Source organism: Crossiella sp. CA-258035 (assembly GCF_030064675.1).
Taxonomy (GTDB): domain Bacteria; phylum Actinomycetota; class Actinomycetes; order Mycobacteriales; family Pseudonocardiaceae; genus Crossiella.
Genome location: NZ_CP116413.1, coordinates 6,293,368 through 6,312,452, shown reverse-complemented (window position 1 = coordinate 6,312,452; position 19,085 = coordinate 6,293,368). Strand labels below are relative to the sequence as shown.

The following is a 19,085-nucleotide window of genomic DNA, read 5'->3' as shown; positions in this document are numbered from 1 at the left end:
CCGCTGGCCGGGGTGTCACCCACTGTGTCCACCGCGGACGTCCCGCCCGGCGCCAGGCCGGGGCGCGCCCGCTGTTCACCGGCCGGATACGTCCACTGCACGTGGTGGTAATCGACGCTACGTGCGAGTTTGTTACCACCCTCGGGTGGGCGACGTGGGCCGCCCCGACTCCGCCAAGCGATCATGGGTCCCCCGCACGGGTGGTCCCGGGGGTGATCATGAACCCAGGGTGCTGTCGATCACCGAAAAAATGCCGGGTGATCTTTCGGCGCGTTAACCCGAGAACCGCGGGCGACCGGGGTACATTCTGCCCCGCCATTCCTCGGGAGGGCTGCCTTTAATGCTGCCGAAATCGGCCATCGACGTTTGCAGAGAACTGGAACCGCTTCAACAAGGTTGTTCTGGCACGGTTCAGACGCGGAGCTACCCAGGTAGCAGTGGATCTCCATACCTGGTAGTGCTCCGCCGCCGCCGCGTTGACCGTCCTGGCACACGACGGCGGCCGAGTTGTCAGCACCGGCCCGCCGAAATCTCCGGTTAACACTGACAGGTAACTTGCCTGTACGGCATGCGGTCATCCCGGCGAACGAAGGAGAGCCATGTCAGCACATGAGGTCGACGTCGTGGTGATCGGGCTCGGCCCCGGCGGCGAGCAGGTGGCCAGTCAGCTCGCCGGGGCCGGGCTGAGGGTACTGGGCGTGGAGCGCAGGCTGGTCGGCGGGGAGTGCCCGTACTACGGGTGCATCCCGACCAAGATGATGGTGCGCGCCGCCGAGGTGGTCGCCGAGGCGCGCCGGGTGCCGGAGCTGGCAGGGACCGCCACCGTGCTGCCGGACTGGTCCGCGGTCGCCGAGCGCATCCGCCGCGAGGCCACCGACAACTGGGACGACACGGTCGCGGTCCGCCGCCTCACCGACGCCGGCGCCGCCTTCCTGCGCGGCACCGGCAAGATCACCGGACCCGGCCGGGTCGAGGTCGTGGACGAGGACAACCAGACCCACCAGGTCACCGCGACCAAGGCCATCGTGCTCAACCCCGGCACCGAACCGCTGGTCCCGCCGATCCCCGGCCTGGCGGGCACCCCGTTCTGGACCAACCGCGAGGCCGTGCGCACCGAGTTCGTCCCCGACACCCTGGTGGTCCTCGGCGGCGGCGCCATCGGCCTGGAGTTCGCCCAGCTGTTCGCCCGCTTCGGCGCCGAGGTCAGCATCATCGAACCGCAGAACCACCTGGCCGCGGTGGAGGAACCCGAGGCAGCGGCCCTGCTGGCGGAGATCTTCGCCGACGAGGGCATCACCGTGCACACCGGCGCGGGCGCCGCCGCGGTCACCCACCAGAACAACGAGTTCCAGCTCGAACTGACCAACGGCACCACCGTCACCGGCACCCACCTCCTGGTCGCCACCGGCCGCCGCACTGATCTTGAGGCCCTCGGCCTGGGCACCCTGGGCCTGGACACCACCGCCCGCACCATCCCGACCGACGACCGCCTCAAGGTCGCTGATGGTGTGTGGGCGGTCGGCGACGTGGTCGGCCACGGTGCCTTCACCCACATGTCCATGTACCAGGCCGACATCGTCATCCGCGAGATCCTGGGCCGCCCCGGCCCCGCCGCGCGGTACCACGCCATCCCGAGGGTCACCTTCACCAACCCGGAGCTGGGTTCGGTCGGCCTGACCGAGAAGCAGGCGCGGGAACAGGGCCGCGACATCCGCACCGGCATCACCAAGCTGGAGCAGAGCTCCCGCGGCTTCGTGCACAAGGTCGGCAACCGGGGCCTGATCAAGGTCATCCTGGACACCAGCCAGAACACCCTCATCGGCGCCACCGCCATGGGCCCCGCCGGCGGCGAGATCCTGGGCGCCCTGGCCATGGCCGTGCACGCCCAGATCCCCCTGGAGACGCTGCAACAGTTCATCGGCGCCTACCCGACCTTCCACCGAGCCATCAGCGAAGCCATCAAAGACCTCGGCTAACGTGGAGGCGGCAACCCGCTGACCTGCACTTTGTGGACAACGTCAGCCGGGGCGGCACCCTGTGGATACGCTGGGAACCAAATCAGCCCTTCCCGCGTTGCGTGAACAATCGGAACGCGCGCCGCCCAGCCCCCCCACCACAGGAGCCGCCCCCACCGACCGGACCGAAGCCACCCACAGGATGCCGCGCCACGACGAGCCGCAGAGCCCGCCCCGAGCCGCAGAGCCAGCTCCCGAGCAGCGGAGTCCGCCCACCCCGGCCAGCCACGACGACAGGGCCGCGAGGGCAGCGGACCGCGATGGCAAGGAACGCGATGGCGAGCGACCGCGAGGGGCAAGAGACGGCGAGGGCAAGGGGCCGCGAGGGCAAGGGGCACGCCCCGGCCTGGCCCGCGCGCTAGAGCCCTCGCGTGGCCTGGCGTGGCCTGGCCTGCCGGAGCCCAGGCGTGGCCCGGAGTGCCGGAAGCCCCGCGTGGCCCGCAGCGTTGGAGCCCCCGCGTGGGCTGGCGTGCTGGCGGCGGCCGAGCGGGCCTAGCCGCAGACCGCCCCGGTGCTCGCCGACCCGACCAGCCTGGCGTACTTGGCCAGCACACCCCGCGCGTACCCGTGCTGCCGCGGCTGCCACCCCACCCGCCGGGCGGCCAGCTCCTCCTCGGTCACCGACAGGTCCAGGCGGCCCTCGGCCACGTCCAGGCGGATCCGGTCGCCGTCGCGGATGAAGGCGATCGGGCCGCCGTCGACCGCTTCCGGCGCCACGTGGCCGACGCACAGGCCCGTGGTGCCGCCGGAGAAGCGGCCGTCGGTCAGCAGCAGCACGTCCTTGCCCAGGCCCGCGCCCTTGATCGCGCCGGTGATGGCCAGCATCTCGCGCATGCCGGGGCCGCCCTTGGGGCCCTCGTACCTGATCACCACCACGTCGCCCGCGGTGATGGTGCCGTTTTCCAGGGCGTCCATGGCGGCGCGTTCGCCCTCGAAGACGCGGGCGGTGCCCTCGAAGACGGTTTCGTCGAAGCCCGCGGACTTCACCACCGCGCCGTCGGGGGCCAGGGTGCCGCGCAGGATGGTGATGCCGCCGGTGGGGTGGATGGGGTTGGCCAAGGCGCGGATGACCTGGCCGTCGGGGGCGGGGGCGTTGAGCTCGGCCAGGTTCTCGGCCATGGTGCGGCCGGTGACGGTGAGCGCGTCGCCGTTGAGCAGGCCCGCTTCCAGCAGGAGCTTGAGCACCACCGGGATGCCGCCGATGCGGTCCACGTCGTACATCACGTGTCGCCCGAACGGCTTGAGGTCGCCCAGGTGGGGAACTTTCGCGCCGATGCGGGTGAAGTCGTCCAGGGTCAGCTCGACCTCGGCCTCGTGCGCGATGGCCAGCAGGTGCAGCACCGCGTTGGTGGAGCCGCCGAGGGCCATCACCACCGCGATGGCGTTGTCGAACGCGGGCTTGGTCAGGATGTCGCGGGCGGTGATGCCCCGCCGGAGCAGCTCCACCACCGCCTCGCCGGAGCGGCGGGCGTAGCCGTCCCGCCGCCGGTCCACCGCGGGGGGCGCGGCCGAGCCCGGCAGTGACATGCCGAGGGCCTCGGCCGCGCTGGCCATGGTGTTCGCGGTGTACATGCCGCCACAGGCGCCCTCGGTCGGGCACACCGCGCGTTCGATCGCGTCCACGTCCGCGCGGCTCATCAGCCCGCGCGCGCACGCCCCGACCGCCTCGAAGGCGTCGATCAGGGTCACCTCGCGCTCGGTGCCGTCGGACATGGTGGCCCGGCCCGGCATGATCGAGCCCGCGTACAGGAACACCGCGGCCAGGTCCAGCCGCGCCGCGGCCATCAGCATCCCCGGCAGCGACTTGTCGCACCCGGCCAGCAGCACCGAGCCGTCCAGCCGCTCGGCGCCCATCACCGTCTCCACCGAGTCCGCGATCACCTCCCGGGACACCAGCGAGAAGTGCATGCCCTCGTGGCCCATGGAGATCCCGTCGGAGACCGAGATCGTGCCGAACTGCAACGGGAAACCCTCGGCCGCGTGCACGCCCTCCTTGACCGCCGCGGCCAATCTGTCCAGTGACAAGTTGCAGGGGGTGATCTCGTTCCAGGAGGAGGCGACCCCGATCTGCGGCTTCTCCCAGTCCGCGTCGGAGAAGCCCACGGCGCGCAGCATGCCGCGCGCGGCCGCCCGTTCCAGACCATCGGTGACATCCCGGCTGCGCGGTTTCAGATCGGCCATGTCCGCCGACGCTACTCGCGCTCACCCCGCCTCGCGCGTCCTCACGCCAGCTGTTCCACGCGGAACTCCTCCCGCTCCGCCTCGCCCTCGCGCCAGGCCCGCCAGCGCCGCCCGTCCTCCTCGAACCGGACGAACCCGGCGGAGAGCACGTCGAAGGCGAAGCAGTGGTACGGCTCCGGCGGACGCCACGCGAGCCGGGCGAAGATCGCCTCCTCGTAGACCGCCTTGGCCGGGCCGGTCAGCTCGACCACCCGTCCGTAGATCTTCACATCGCCCAGCGGGTTCTCCTTGCCCGGCGGCAGCGAGTGCGCCGTGACCCGCGGATCCCGCAGCAGGTCGGCGAGCTTGGTCGACGGGGTCATCATGCCGACGCAGAAGTCGGCCCCGGTGAAGTCGCACTCCACCGCGCTGATCCGCGGCGACCCGTCCCGCCGCACCGTGCCCAGCAACACCAGCTGGTCCTGCTCGAACCGCTCTCTGGCCAGCCCCGCCAGTACCGGGGCCGCCTGCTCGAAGTCCTGCCATCGCATGCCCGCCATGCTGCCGCCGATACCTGACAGAACACGGCAGGAATGTGGTGCAGACTTCAGTGGTGCGCGCCTCCCGACTGCTGTCGCTGCTCCTGCTGCTCCAGACCAGGGGCCGGCTCACCGCGCAGGAGCTGGCCGAGGAGCTGGACGTCTCGGTCCGCACCGTCTACCGCGACGTGGAGTCGCTGAGCAGCGCGGGCGTCCCGGTCTACGCCGACCGCGGCCCGGCGGGCGGCTACCAGCTGCTGGACGGCTACCGCACCCGCCTCACCGGCCTGACCAGCACCGAGGCCGGCGCGCTCGCCCTGGCCGGGCTGCCGGAGCAGGCCGCCGAACTGGGCCTGGGCACCGTGCTGGCCGCCGCCCGCCTCAAGCTCGACGCCGCCCTGCCGCCCAGCCTGCGCGAGGGCGCCCACCACGTCCGCGACCGCTTCCACCTGGACGCCCCCGGCTGGTTCGCCGACGCCGACCGCCCGCCGCACCTGCAGGCGCTGGCCACCGCGGTCTGGGAGCAACGCCCGGTCAAGATCACCTACCGCCGCTACCGCCAGCCCGACCGCGAGTCCGTGGTGCACCCGCTCGGCCTGGTGCTCAAGGCGGGCACCTGGTACCTGGTCGCCGAGGCCGACCGGGTGCGCACCTACCGCGCCAACCGGATCAGCGCCGCCGAGGTCCAGGACACCCCGTTCACCCGCCCGCCCGAGTTCGACCTCAGCGACTACTGGCAGCAGTGGTCAGCCGAGTTCCAGTCCACTGTGTACAAAGGTGAGGCCCGGATCCGGGTGTCTCCCAAGGCGATGCGCGGGATCTTCACCGCGGGCCCGGTGGTGGCCGCGAAGGTCCGCGGCACCGAACCGGGCCCGGACGGCTGGCGCGAGGTGGTGGTCCCGATCGAGACCCACGAGATCGCCCAGTCCGACTTCCTGCGCTACGGCCCGGAAATCGAGGTCCTGGAACCCGCGGAGCTCCGCGAGTCCATCGCCAGGGCCGCCGAGGAGATGGTCACGCGGTACCGGGGCGGCGGGCGATGAGCTCGATCTCCACCGCGGCCCCCAGCGGCAGCCCCGCCACGCCGATGGTGGTGCGCGCCGGGAACGGCTCGGCGAACTGCTCGGCGTAGACCGCGTTCATCTCGGCGAAATCGGCCATGTCGGTCAGGAACACGGTGCACTTCACCACATCGTCCGGGGTCAGCCCGGCGGCGGCCAGCACCGCGAACAGGTTCGCGAAGCACTGCCGGGTCTGCTCGCCGACCGAGCCTTGGACGAGCTTCCCGTCCGGGCCGATCGGGGTCTGGCCGGACAGGTGGACGAACGGATCGGCGTCCACGGCGTGCGAATACGGCCCGACGGCCACGGCTCCTGGAGCGTTGACGGCTTTCCTCATGCCGCCAGCCTGTCACCGTCTCCCGTGTGCTCGTAGCGATTTCGCCAGCAGTTGCTGAGTCGCGTCGTCCTCGCGGATGTCCGCGACCCACATCAGGTCGCGGAGGTAGCGCAGGCTCAGCTCGTCGCGGTACCGGTCGAACGGCATGAGCCCGAGTTGCTTCAGCAGGTCACAGCCACTCGGCAACAATATCGCGAGCACGCGCTGGGCCTCGGCCAGGCGGTAGTTCTCCCGTACCGCCCTGAGCACCACGCTTGCGTTCCGGCACGGGTGCTGGCCTCGGATGTCAGCGAGCTGAACTGAGGACATACAACGAAGAACGTGTTCGGTGACGCCGTGGTGCGGACCGGTGATCCGGGCGATCTGGGCGAAGCGCGGCAAAGGTTCTCGACCGTCGGCGATCAGCGCACGCAGCGGTGAGATCTCGCTGGCGACCTGGTTCGCGATGGCGACCCGGACCCTGGCCAGTTCGCGACGGTTGTCGTCGACCACTAGCCGGGCGAGTTCGTCGAACGTGCCTTGCGGCAGGGAGAACAGCGGCCCGGGCAGGTCGGTCAACGCCCATCGGCACAGCCACCACGCCTCGGTCGCACTCGCGAAGCTGGCCAGCGCCACCGCGGTTTCGGCGTACAGCGGCCGAGCGTGGTACGTCGACAGGGTGGTGAGGTGTTTCAGCAACTGGGTGCGTTCCCGCGTGGTTCCCGGCGCGGCCAAGGCGTTGAGCACCGGCGCGGCCCAGGGCGCGCCGGCCATGATGGACCGGGCAATGCTGTCGACACCGTGGTGCTGGAGCAACCAGTCCAGTGCGACCGGTTCAGCTCGGGCACAGAACTCGACGAGGGCGCTGGCCTCGGCACGGCTGACCGCGGTGACGCAGGCGGCCAGCCGGAGCACGTTCGGCTTGGGCAAGGTGTGCGGGGAGTCGCGCAGCAGCGGCAGTGCGGCGTAGACGTGTTCCGGCGGCCGGGAATCGTGGACGAGCTCCTTGGCGGGCCAGTCCGAGTCGGTCAGCAGGCTCGGTTCGGCGCGGGCTCGCAGCACGGTGAACCGACCGCTGAGGTCGATGCCTTCCTGTTGCAGGCTGCGCTCGATGTAGTCGAGCATCCGGCGTTCCGGATCGGCTTCCACCGTGGGAATCCCGGCCAGGCCCAAGGTCAGGTGGTCGGCGAGTGCGCTGGCCGCGTTGAACACGGTGTGCAGGCGGCCGGTGGCCTGCGGGGTGCGGAACTCCTGCTGCAACCGCAACGTGATCGTCGTCCCCTCCCGGGTGGCGATCTGGATTCCGGCGATCGCGCTGAGCGCCTCCCAGGAGAAGCAGGTCCGCCACAGGTGGGTCAGCTGGTCCCAGGGGCGCTGGGCTTCGGGGCCGATCAGGGTTTCGGGCAGCTTGTACTCGCCGTCGGAGAGGGCGGCGCGCAGCAGCACCAGGTTGAGGCTGTACAGCGCGAGGCGCTCCAGCAACGGCTTGCGGGCCAGCGGGGAGTCGCCGGGGGTGGGCAGGAAGGCGTCCGTGCTGTAGAGGACGCCGTGCAGCTGGTGGTGGGTGAGGACGTCCAGCGCCTCGATGTCGGCGGGGGTGACGCGGTGCCGGGCCCACTCGCGCAGTAGTTGCAGCAGCATGGGGCGGGTGTGCAGCGGGGCGTGGGTGAGGCAGGCGAACCAGTCGCCGGAGAGGCGGGCGCGATCCGGGTCGCCGCCCAGGGAGCGGACGGTCGCGGTTTCGCGGATCACCTGGCGCAGCAGGAAGTCGGCGGCCAGGAACTCGCCGAAGGTGTTGTGCAGGAACTCGTACGCCTTGGCGTTCTCGACCTGGCCGCGGGACTCGTGGATGAAGAAGAAGCTGCCCACCAGCAGCTCGGCCTGGGAGAGGCGTCTGCCGCCGCCCTCGGGCATGGTCCTGGAGCGGTTGAAGTAGGCCAGGTCCGCGTTCAGGTCCTGGGCGAGGATGTGCACCGCATGCCGGTTGAACATGCCGATCGCGGCCACACCAAGGCTTTCCACGTCCGCTTCGACCATTGTGGACAGATCATCGGCGCAGCGGTCGGCCGGGTCCTTGGCGCGTTCGCGGCGGACGAACTCGGTGATGAGGCTGTGGTACAGCTGGGTCCGGTCCAGCTCGGTGGCGGCGGCCAGTGGTCGCACGGTGGCGTCGTAGATGGCCAGCATGAGCAGCAGCAGCGGTTGCTCGGCCAGTTCGACCAGGGCGGGGGAGCCGGGCACCTGGAACCGGCGGGCGTTGTGCTCGTTCCAGATCCGGGCCCAGGTCTCCCGGCGCGGCGCGTCGAACTCCAGCAGCCGCAGCACGGTGCTGCCCGGCGGCACCGCGGCCTTGTCGATCAGGGTGATCCGGCTGGTCACCAGGACCCGCAGCGGGCGGCCGTGCCGGGCCTCGCGGACCTGGAAGCCGTGCACGCGGGAGAGGTAGTCGGCGAAGACCTTTCCGTTGGCCTGCAACAGTTCGTCGTAGCCATCCAGGATCACCAGCGGTGGACTGTCCACTCTGGACTCAGCGAGGTCCGGCCACGGCTGGGTCAGGCCGGTGTCCCGCTTGAGCTGGAGCTCCAACTGGTCCTGCAGGTCCTGTTCCGGGTCGATGTCGCGCAGCTCCACCCGCACCACGGTGAACGCGGGCGCGGCCAGCCGGGCGGCGAGCACCTCGGTCAGCAGTGACTTGCCGGAACCCGGGTGGCCGAGCACGAGCAGCGGGTGCTCGGTGCTGTGCGGGGAACCCAGGTAGCGCAACAGGAAGTCGCCGAGATCCGACCGCACCGCGGCCGCCGCCCAGGACGGCTCGTGTTCGAGCCGGTCGCCGTTGCCGCAGCGGAGCACCTTGAACGCCTGTGGCACGAAGGCATCCGCCTTGGCCGGGTAGGTCAGCCCGTCGTGCGCGCCGTCGCCGAAGACCGGCGCGGCCAGCTTGTCCGCGTACTCCGCGGACAGCGCCGTGGCCACCCGGTCCGCGCGGGCCGCCGGGGTCATCGCCTCGACGGTGGCCGCCAGTGCGCGCAACCCCAGGTCGATGCCCTCGGCGCGGGCGTGGTCCCGCCGCATGGTCCACGCGCAGAACTCCGGACTGCTCGTCATCAGGCGCAGCAGCTGCGCCTGGTAGACCTCCTCGGCCGCCTCGGTGGCCCGCCGGATGCCCTCCGACAGCTCCCGCTGCCGCGCTCCCGGCACCCGTTCCCGCACCGCCAGACCCTGGGCGAAGACCATGAACTGGGTGCTCAGCAGCTGGTGGTAGGCCTGGCGCTGCGCGGTGGAGAGCACCGGATCAACCGGGTGCGGCAGGGACAGCGTCACCCGGTCGCCGGCACTGGCGCCGGCGAGCTGGAGCCGGTCCGCCTCGGTCAGCGCCACCTCGGCCAGGAACTCGGGCAGCTCGGCCTCCAGCGCGTCGAAGAAGGCGGTGAAGGTGATCAGGTAGTTCGCCGCGGCCATCCGCCGCGCCCGCGCCAGGAAGTTCCCCTCGCCCCGCCCGAGCAGCTTGCGCGCCACCACCTGCCCCAGCTTGCTGACCTCGTTCTTCGCCCCGAGCAGCGACAACGCCCCCGGCGTCACCGCCACCCCGAGCGCCAGCAGCCCGACCGCGGCCAGCCGGTCCACCGCCTCCACCGCCTTGCTGTCCCCCGCCTGCCGCACCAGCTTCTGAACCTGGGCGAAGGTGATCGCGGTAGCACTGTCCGACCCCATGGCAGGGGTGTCGCGGAACGTGGCCGATTGGTTACCGGTGGTCCCGGACAGCCGAGCGCGCGGGCGGTGCGGCACACCGGAAGAAGTACCGTGGTGGTGGAGCTGATGCACTCTGCCGGTGCATGGACCCGGGCGGAACCCCTCATTACGGTGGCTCCCGACCAGGCGCAACATGGATACAAAGGGGTCAGGATGGCTGTCGTGCGCAGGATCGTCGAGCTCGTCGATCCGGACGGGAACACGATCGGGGAGACCTCGGTCGAAGAGGCGCACACGCCGCCCGGCCGGTTGCACCGGGCGTTCTCGGTGATGCTGTTCGACGAGGACGACCGGGTGCTGCTGCAGCAGCGGGCGCTGACCAAGAACCGGTTCCCCGGGCTGTGGGCCAACACCTGCTGCTCGCACCCGCTGGCCGGGGAGGACATCGCGCTCTCGGCGATCAAGCGGGTGGACGAGGAGCTGCACCTGCGGATCGAGGAGCTGCGCGAGGTGGGCGCGTTCACCTACCAGGCACTGGACGGGCACGGGGCCGCCGAGCACGAGTTCGACCACGTGCTGATCGGCAAGATCGGCGCCGACGCGCACCTCACCGCCAAGCCGGAGGCGGATGAGATCGAGCAGCTCAAGTGGGTGCAGTACAGCGAGCTGGTCGCCGACCACGAGGCGAACCCGGAGCGTTACGCGCCGTGGGTTCCCGGTGTCGTCCGGCTGATCGAGGCGGCTCGCGCCACCAGTTGACGCGGACCCGCCCGCGGGCGGGAAGCAGACGGCCGGCGCGCCGGGAGAGGGCAACCTCCCGGCGCGCCGGCCGTTTCCGGTCAGGTGCGGAGTTGTTCGTGCATGAGCAGGAAGGCGCCCAGGCCGTGTAGGTCGTTGGTGTTGCGTTTGCGGGCGTAGTAGTAGTTGAGGTCGCCGACGTTGGTGCCCTCGGAGATGTCGTGGATGTTGGTCAGGCCGTCGGCGCCGGTCTTGACCTTGGCCAGGACGCCTTGGTAGCCGCGGTCGGCGACGCGCTGGTAGGTGCGGGGGAGGTAGCCGCGCTGGACGGCCGCGTCGATCATCAGGGTGTACATGGACGAGGCCGAGGTCTCGGTCCAGTTGTCCGGGTCGTCACCCCGGTCGACCACCTGGAACCAGCGGCCGGTGCGGCGGTCCTGGTAGCGGGCCAGGCCCTTGGCCAGGTGTTGCACGAAGCCGATGATCTGCTGGCGGCGCGGGTGGTCCTTGGGCAGCATGTCCAGGATCTCGATGTAGGTGATGGCCGACCAGCCGAAGGCGCGGGCCCAGAAGAAGCTCGAGGTTCCGGTGTCCGGCTTGGGTTTCGGGTCCCACGGGGCGTCCCGGTCGCCGTCGTAGGCGTGCCACATCAACCCGTTGCCGGCCTTGAGGCGGTTGAAGTAGGTGACCAGGTTCCTGGTGACCTCCTCGGTGGCGTACTGCTCGTCGCCGTAGGCCTGGCCGTAGCGCATCAGGAACGGCTGGGCCATGAACACCCCGTCCGCCCACAGCTCGTTGGTCTTGCTGGTGGCGTGCCACATGCCGCCGTCGGGGGTGCGCGGGTAGGTGGTGATGCGGGTGCGGATCTGGTCGGCCGCGGCCTTGTAGCGCGGGTCGCCGGTCTCCTTGTGCAGGAAGATCAGGATGTTGCCCGGCTGCATCGCGTCCAGGTTGTTGAAGCTGTGGTTGACGTGCCCGTTGGCGTCGACGTGGTAGTCGGCCCACTTCTTGATGTAGGCCAGGTACTTCGGGTCCTTCAACCGCTGGTAGACCTTGTACATCCCGTAGAGGAACAGGCCTCTGGTGTAGCCCCAGCCGCCGATGGTCTGCGGGTCCGGGTTGCGCGCGATGGTCGAGTCGACCACGGCCTTGGACCAGTCGGTGGCGGGCGGGGCGGCTTGGGCCATGGGCGTGGTCACCGACAGGGTGAGGGCGCCCGCGGTGGCCACGGCGGTGGCCACCCGCGTCAGCAGGTTCACACATCCTCCTACGTGCGTTGGGACAACTGCTCGGGTGGACATGGGGGCCTTCCGTCTCAGGGGAAGGTGAGCACCAGGTGGCTGATGCCGTTGCGGGGGTTGAGCTTCACCACGGTGCCGCCGAACGGGCCGGTGGTCGTGGTCCAGCCGGACGCCCTGCCGCGCAGCTCGTCCACAGTGGACTTCTCGGCCGGTTCTCCGTCCAGGTGGGCGGCACGCAGGCCGGGGACGCCGGGCAGGGTCAGCTGGGTCTCGGCCGGGGCGTCGCGCAGTGAGATCACCAGGTGCCTGCCGAGGCGGTGGCTGGTGAGCTTGCCGCCGTAGGGGTTCTCGGCGCGGGCGCCGCCGTCCGGTCCGACCAGCCAGCCCGCGCGGTCCCTGCGGTCCAGGTCGTTGGCGCCCCACGGCTTGGCCCACACCTGTGGTCCGCGCTGGTTGAACCCGATCGCCGAACCGGCCCGCAGGTACAGCGGGAACTCGTCCACAGTGGACTCCCGGGTGATGGTCCGCCCGCCGGTCACCGTCTGGCCGCTGTGCAGGTCGATCCAGTCCCCCTTGGGCAGCCACACCGGCACCGGCGTCGGCCTGCCCGCCGCGCCGTCGGCCTCGGCGCGGTCCGCGGTCACCGGCGCGGCCAGCAGGTCCGGTCCGACCATGAACTGCTGGTCAGCGGCCCAGGCGGCCTCCTCGCGCGGGAAGTCGAAGGGCATCGGCCGGGTGATCGGCACCCCGGTGGCCGCGGCCTGGCGGGCCTGCTCGTACAGGTAGGGGAACAGCTCGTAGTGCAGCACCGCGGCATCGCGGAACCGGCGCAGGGTCTCGGCGTCGTAGAGCCAGGGGGTGGCGTTGCGGCCCGGTCCGCCGACCTGGAAGACCGGGGACACCGCGGACAGTTGCGCCCACCGGACGAACAGCGCGGGCGTCGGCGAGTCCGGCGCGATCCGCCGGTAGCCGCCGGTGTCCGAACCCCACACCGGGTGCCCGGTCAGCCCGTTGGTGATGCCGCGCCGCAGGGTCAGCCGCAGCCCGTCAAAGCTCATGTCCGCATCCGCCATCCACGCCCCGCGCAGGATCGCGGGCATGCCGTCGTAGCCGGCGCGGAAGAGCATCGTGTAGTCGTCCCCGTGGACCTTCTTCAGCGCGCGGGCCACGGATTCGGCGTACAGCAACGGATACCGGTTGTGCAGCAGGCGGCCGGGGCCACCGGCGAAGCTGGACTCCTCGAAGTTGTGCTCCTCGCCGCGGTCGCCCTTGACCATGTTCACCCCGAGCCGGAAGACCTGTTCCAGCTTGGCCTCGTAGTGCGCGCGGGTGGCCGGGTTGGTCAGGTCCAGGTCGAGCACGTTGGTGCGGTCGGACTGCACGAAGGAGTTCGGCGGGTAGTCGTGCGGACAGGGCTTGCCGTCGGACTGCTTGGCCAGGAACGGTGCCACCCACACGCCCAGGTTCACCCCGCGCCGCTTCAACTCGGCGATCATGCCCTTGGCGTCGGGGAAGACCTGGTTGTCGAAGCTGAGCGCGCCGATGCAGGCATAGGTCGGCCGCGCGCCTGCCGGGCCCTGCTCCCACGGGTTGTCGATCCACACCGTGTCCAGCGGCAGGTCGTTCTTCTGGAACTGCACCGCGTCCTCGACCACCTCGCTCTGGTGGCTGTACTTGTCCCGCCACTTCATCAGCGCGAACTGCCGGGGCGGCGGCAGCGTGGGCAGCCCGGCGCGCTGGAAGTAGGACCGGGTCACCTGGGCCGGGGAGCCGCCGTAGACCTCGTAGGAGAGGTGGTCGTCCTTGAAGCACAGCTGGATCCGGTCCTGCTGCCCAAAAACCACCGGGCAGGGCGCGGGCTTGTCCTCGCAGTGGGTGTCCGGTCTCGCGCCGGGGAAGGCGATCCGGCCGATCGCGGTGGTGTCCGGGTAGACCGCGTAGCCGTGCGAGCTGAGGAAGAACGGGGTCGGCGCGCCGTTCTTGTTGCACCGGCCGAAGTTGCTCGCGCCGACGAAGACCGCCTTGTTCAGCAGCACCTGGCCGCGCAGGTCGACGAACATGGTGTGCGCGCCGCCGCCGAGGTAGTGCTCGGCCGGTGAGCCGACCAGGGCCTCCGACACGCGGACGACGCCGGTGGCCGGGGTGAAGGTCCAGTCCACCCGCAGTCCGCGCGGGGTGCGCGCGAGCTCCACGGTGGCGGTGCGGCCCGGCTCGGTGGTGGCCACGGTGTAGCGCGCCCCGGCGGCGGTGGCCTGGTGGCGCTGGAGGTCGGTGAGGTGGTGCGCCGCGCCGTCGGCGAGCTGGTAGGCCATCCGGGCGGCCGGGTCGGGCAGCTGCGCGGTCAGCTGCCGGTGGCCCTGCTGGAAGCTCAGCCGGAACGGACGCTGCTCGGCCCGCCAGCCCGGCGGCGCGGCGGTCTCCAGCTCAGGACCGGGAACGGACAGGCCGGGGCCGGAGGCCGCGTCCGCCACGCCGGTGCAGGCCAGCGTCACCGCCAGCGCCGCGCCGAGCACTACCGGTCGCCGGAGACCCCGCCGTCTGGATGCCATCGAAGCTCCTCAACGCACGACACCGTGCTGCTCAGTCGGAAAGCGATTCCCTCCGAATGGCGGTCCGGGGCGGTGTGGGGGCGAACACACCTTATCCTCCGATGTCTGGTGGTCAAGACGGCCAGAAGTAGGCCGCTGACGAACGATGTGGGCCGTTCGGCGGCTAAGTGACCCGATGTTTTCACGTGGGTGAACCGACGGGCGTCATTCGTTCGTGCGGATAGACAAAGATCACCGGCAATCCGATGCAACCTCCGTGCAGGCTCGTGCGCCCTTACGGGTAGACAGTGCACTGAACGGGTGAGCAGGCTGTGGAGAGGGGAGTGCGTTCCGTGTTGGTCGCACGAGCGACGGGGATACTGAAACTCATCGGGCTGTGCGTGGTGGCCGGTTTGGTGGTCGCCGCGATCGCCTTCCCCGTCGTGGGCGGGGCGGGGCTGCTGTCGAACCGGGCCAGTGAGACGGTCGACCAGTACTCCGCCGAGCTGGCCCAGGCCGACCCGCCGCTGCTCACCACGATCACCGACAGCAAGAACAAGCCGATCGCCTACCTCTACGACCAGGACCGGGAACTGGTCGACAGCGCGGGCATCTCGCAGAACATGAAGGCGGCCATGGTCGCCATCGAGGACCACCGCTTCGAAGAGCACAACGGCGTGGACTGGAAGGGCACCATGCGCGCCATGGTCAAGGGCGTGCTCGGCCAGCGGGTCGAGGGCGGCTCCTCGATCACCCAGCAGTACGTGAAGAACTACCTCGCCTACGTGGTCGCCAAGACCGACATCGAGCGGGAGAAGGCCAGCGAGGTCACCGCCGCCCGCAAGCTGCGCGAGGTGCGCATCGCGCTGCAGCTGGAGCGCACGCTGAGCAAGGACGAGATCCTCACCCGCTACCTCAACGTGGTGCCCTTCGGCGGCCAGATCTACGGCATCAAGTCCGCCTCCCGGCACTACTTCGACAAGCTGCCCAAGGACCTCACCGTGCCCGAGGCCGCCTACCTGGCCGGTCTGGTGAACAAGCCCTCCCGGCTCGGCTCGGAGAACCCGGAGGAGGCCAAGAAGCGGCGCGACCACGTGCTCAAGCGGATGGCCGACACCGGCGCGCTGTCCAAGGACCAGGCGCAGGCGCAGGAGCTCTACCGCAAGTTCCAGGAGGAGCCGCTCAACTTCGCGCTGGTCAAGCGCCGCCCGAACGACTGCGTGAGCGCGGACAACGGGCAGACCAACGGCTACTTCTGCGACTACGTGGTCGACTACCTGGCCAAGCACGGCCTCAACAAGGACAAGCTCAAGCGCGGCGGCTACACCATCCAGACCACCCTGGACCAGGGCGCCAACGACGCGGTCAAGGCCGCGGCCGAGGGCGAGGTCAGCAAGAACACCGACGGCGTGGCCAACGCGATGGCCGTGGTCGAGCCGGGCAAGGACAAGCACCGGGTGCGCGCGCTGGGCGCCAACCGGGACTACGGCAACGACAAGGGCAAGAACCAGACCTCGTTCAACCTGCCCGCCGACGTCAGCCGGTTCGGCGCCGGGTCGATCTTCAAGATCTTCACCGCGGCCGCGGCCATGGAGGAGGGCAAGACCGGGGTCAACCGCACGGTCAACGTGCCCAACACCTACACCTCCTCGATCTACAAGAACGGCGGCAAGGCCTACACGGTGAAGAACGCCAGCGAGGGCGGCGACACCCAGATGACCTTGCAGAGCGCGCTCGCGCACTCCCCGAACACCGGGTTCGTCATCCTGGAGGAGCAGGCCGGGCTGGACAGCGTGGTGGACATGTCGGTGCGGATGGGCCTGCGGGACAGCATGAAGTCGGTCAACCGCGGCGGCTCCAAGATCAACCCCGAGGCCAAGGACGCCTCGCTGCGCATCGCGCAGGACAAGTGGGTCAAGGACAACAAGGTCGGCTCCTTCACCCTGGGCGTGACCGTGGTCAGCGTGCTGGAGCTGGCCAACGTCGGCGCGACCATCACCAGCGGCGGCACCTGGTGCCCGCCCACCCCGATCGAGAAGGTCCTCGACCGCAACGGCAAGCCGGTGGACATCAAGGAAGCGGCCTGCGAGCAGGCCATCGACGCCGGTCTGGCCGGGGCGCTGGCGCAGGGGCTGAGCAAGGACACCACCGAGGGCACCGCGGCCAAGGCCGCCCGGGACTCCGGCTGGAGCCGGCCGATGATCGGCAAGACCGGCACCACGCAGAACCACCAGTCCGCCGGGTTCGTCGGGGCCACCCCGAACTTCTCCGGCGCGGTGCTCACCTTCTCCGACAGCCCCACCCCGAAGCCGATCTGCGACGGCGCCCAGCCCCGGCTGTGCCCCAGCGGCAACATCTACGGCGGCAAGGTGCCGGCCCGCACCTGGTTCGAGGCGATGAAGCCCATTCACCAGGGTCAGGAGACCAGGCAGCTCCCGCAGGGGGACGGCCAGTACATGTGAGGCGGACTTACCACCGGCGAACCCGCGGTGCCAGTGCCGAATGGCCGTATTTTTCGCCGGTTGGGGACAGCTGAGTAAATAACTCAATAAGTCGTCGCGGCCCGTATTCAGTGCAGTACCTCGGGTCGCGACTACTTGTCTGTCCAGCGGTTTTGTCTCACCCGAACGTCGCAACACAAACCAACTTCTGTCGGGTGATGAATTAGTAAACCGTCGTTACTGTCCGCATCACGGCTCGGATCACGCATGTCCGAGGTCACCCCTGCATTTCGCTGGAGGTAGTCGATGCGGCGAAGGAGTCGCGTTTTCCTGGTGGCCATCACCGCCAGTTCACTGGTCTTGAGCGCGGGCGCGATGAGCGCGAACGGCGCGGCCGAGGACGAGCAGGTCCGCATGGTCGGCGCGGACAAGTTCACCATCAGCCTGGACGGCGGCCGCACCTGGAGCAGGGAGCTGCCGCAGGCCAGCCAGATCCGGCTGGCCAACCGCAGCTTCGACCCGACCACCCAGGCCGGGACCGCGACGCCGGAGGACCTGCGGGCCCGCCAGGGCGGGGCCTACCTGGTGCAGTTCAAGGCCGCGCCGCTGGACGCCCAGCGCCGTGAGCTGGCCAGGCTGGGCGCGCGCGTCGGCGCGTTCATCCCCGACTACGCCTACGTGGTGCGGATGAGCCCGGCCACCAAGGAGCGGGTGGCCAAGCTCGGCTACGTCCGCTGGGTCGGCGCCTACCAGCCCGGCGACAAGCTGGCCCCGGCCGCCATCGCCGAGACCAGGACCGTGCGCTACGTGGTGACCCTGGTCGAGGCCGACGCCGCCGGGCAGCAGGCCGCCGCCGAGGCGATCACCCGCGCGGGCGGGCAGGTGCACGTGGTCTCGCAGAGCGCCCAGCACCTGGAGGCCACCCTCAGCCCGCAGCAGCTGCGCGCCACCGCGCACCTGGACCAGGTCCTGGCGGTCGACGCGGCCTCCGCGCCGGAGACCGACATGGACAACGCGCGCATCGACGGCGGCGCGAACACCATCGAGTCCGCCGGTGGCTACAAGGGCCAGGGCGTGGTCGGCGAGGTGATGGACTCCGGCCTGCGCACCACGCACCAGGAGTTCCGGGCCAAGCCGCCGATCATCCACGGCGCCGCGGGCACCAGCCCCAGCCACGGCACCTCCACCTACGGCCAGATCTTCGCCACCGGCGTCAGCCCCAAGCACCGCGGGCTGCTGCCCGAGGGCCAGGGCATCCACTCCGGCTACAACGTGCCCGACCGGTACGCCCACTCCAAGGAGCTGGTCGACCCCAACGGCAAGTACAAGGCGGTGTTCCAGACCAACAGCTGGGGCAACGCGCTGACCACCTCCTACACCACGATCTCCGCGGCCATGGACAAGATCGTCTTCGATCTGGACCTGTTCATCTGCCAGTCGCAGAGCAACGCCGGCTCGCGCCAGTCGCGGCCGGAGGCGTGGGCGAAGAACGTGCTCTCGGTGGGCGCGCAGTACCACAAGAACACGCTCAGCCGCACCGATGACACCTGGAACCGCGGCGCCAGCATCGGCCCGGCGGCCGACGGCCGGATCAAGCCGGAGATCTCCAACTACTACGACGCCATCGACACCACCACCTCCACCAGCGACACCGCCTACACGCCCAGCTTCGGCGGCACCAGCGGCGCCACCCCGATCACCTGCGGCAACGCCGGCCTGGTGTTCCAGATGTGGGCCGACGGCGTCTTCGACGGCGCGCCCGGCAAGAAGCGGGACGTCTTCGCCAGCAGGCCGCACGCGGCCACGGTCAAGGCGCTGCTGGTCAACACCGCGAACCAGTACGCCTTCACCGGTGAGAACCACGACCTGACCAGGGTGCACCAGGGCTGGGGCACCGCCAGCGTCGGCAACCTGTACAACCAGGCCAAGGGCAACAGTTGGAAGCTGCCGGTGCTGGTGAACGAGACCGACCTGCTCAAGGCCGGCGCGTCCAAGGCTTACACGGTGGAGGCCGACGGCTCCACGCCGTTCAAGGCGACCCTGGCCTACACCGACCCGGCCGGTTCGCCGACCGCGGCGGTCTCGCGGGTCAACGACCTGACGCTGAAGGTCACCGCGCCCGACGGCACCGTGTACTGGGGCAACAACGGCCTCACCGCGGGCAACTACTCCACCCCCGGCGGCTCGCCGAACGCGGTGGACACCGTGGAGAACGTGATCTTGGAGAAGGCGGCCAAGGGCACCTGGAAGGTCGAGGTGCTGGCCGACCAGGTGAACGCGGACGGTCACCCGGAAACCCCGGAGACCGACGCGGACTACGCCCTGGTTGTCACCAAGTAACTCGGATGGGGAAAGC

At 70.2% G+C, this 19,085-nt stretch carries 11 protein-coding genes; 5 read left to right on the top strand and 6 right to left on the bottom strand.

Annotated elements, in window-relative coordinates; translation table 11 throughout:
• Positions 1-599: 599 nt before the first annotated feature.
• Complete coding sequence (locus tag N8J89_RS28315) at positions 600-1,976, top strand: dihydrolipoyl dehydrogenase family protein (protein ID WP_283660052.1); 1,377 nt, start codon at positions 600-602, stop codon at positions 1,974-1,976.
• Positions 1,977-2,507: 531 nt separating this feature from the next.
• Here the strand turns inward: N8J89_RS28315 and ilvD are convergent.
• Together ilvD and N8J89_RS28305 are read right to left on the bottom strand one after the other, a co-directional pair.
• The gene (gene ilvD / locus N8J89_RS28310) at positions 2,508-4,196 is read right to left on the bottom strand and encodes a dihydroxy-acid dehydratase (protein WP_283660051.1); all 1,689 of its coding nucleotides are present in this window, start codon (positions 4,194-4,196) and stop codon (positions 2,508-2,510) included.
• Positions 4,197-4,237: 41 nt separating this feature from the next.
• Positions 4,238-4,726: a pyridoxamine 5'-phosphate oxidase family protein gene (locus N8J89_RS28305; protein WP_283660050.1), complete on the bottom strand. Its 489-nt coding sequence runs from the start codon at positions 4,724-4,726 to the stop codon at positions 4,238-4,240.
• A 62-nt stretch (positions 4,727-4,788) separates the two neighbouring features.
• On the opposite strand from N8J89_RS28305, the gene N8J89_RS28300 reads away from it, so the two are divergent.
• A complete protein-coding gene (locus tag N8J89_RS28300; RefSeq protein WP_283660049.1) occupies positions 4,789-5,757 on the top strand; it encodes a helix-turn-helix transcriptional regulator in 969 nt (322 codons plus the stop codon).
• Here the strand turns inward: N8J89_RS28300 and N8J89_RS28295 are convergent.
• Positions 5,729-6,112, bottom strand: coding sequence for a RidA family protein (locus tag N8J89_RS28295; RefSeq protein WP_283660048.1), 384 nt, complete (start codon positions 6,110-6,112; stop codon positions 5,729-5,731). The genes N8J89_RS28300 and N8J89_RS28295 overlap by 29 nt on opposite strands.
• A gap of 12 nt (positions 6,113-6,124) precedes the next feature.
• Positions 6,125-9,802 carry an NACHT domain-containing protein gene (locus N8J89_RS28290; protein WP_283660047.1) on the bottom strand — a complete coding sequence of 1,226 codons (3,678 nt, stop codon included), beginning with the start codon at positions 9,800-9,802 and terminating at the stop codon, positions 6,125-6,127.
• A gap of 201 nt (positions 9,803-10,003) precedes the next feature.
• Here N8J89_RS28290 and idi point away from each other — a divergent pair, with 201 nt between their 5' ends.
• On the top strand, positions 10,004-10,540 hold the full coding sequence (idi, locus tag N8J89_RS28285; RefSeq protein WP_252482929.1) for an isopentenyl-diphosphate Delta-isomerase: 537 nt from the start codon (positions 10,004-10,006) through the stop codon (positions 10,538-10,540).
• 80 nt (positions 10,541-10,620) lie between these two features.
• Here the strand turns inward: idi and N8J89_RS28280 are convergent, their stop codons facing one another.
• Together N8J89_RS28280 and N8J89_RS28275 are read right to left on the bottom strand one after the other, a co-directional pair.
• Positions 10,621-11,778: a glycoside hydrolase family 88/105 protein gene (locus N8J89_RS28280; RefSeq protein ID WP_283660046.1), complete on the bottom strand. Its 1,158-nt coding sequence runs from the start codon at positions 11,776-11,778 to the stop codon at positions 10,621-10,623.
• A 56-nt stretch (positions 11,779-11,834) separates the two neighbouring features.
• Complete coding sequence (locus N8J89_RS28275; protein ID WP_283660045.1) at positions 11,835-14,309, bottom strand: glycoside hydrolase family 31 protein; 2,475 nt, start codon at positions 14,307-14,309, stop codon at positions 11,835-11,837.
• A 332-nt stretch (positions 14,310-14,641) separates the two neighbouring features.
• On the opposite strand from N8J89_RS28275, the gene N8J89_RS28270 reads away from it, so the two are divergent.
• On the top strand, positions 14,642-16,750 hold the full coding sequence (locus tag N8J89_RS28270) for a transglycosylase domain-containing protein (RefSeq protein WP_283660044.1): 2,109 nt from the start codon (positions 14,642-14,644) through the stop codon (positions 16,748-16,750).
• 285 nt (positions 16,751-17,035) lie between these two features.
• Positions 17,036-19,069 carry a DUF8729 domain-containing protein gene (locus N8J89_RS28265; RefSeq protein ID WP_283660043.1) on the top strand — a complete coding sequence of 678 codons (2,034 nt, stop codon included), beginning with the start codon at positions 17,036-17,038 and terminating at the stop codon, positions 19,067-19,069.
• The last annotated feature ends 16 nt before the right edge of the window (positions 19,070-19,085 follow it).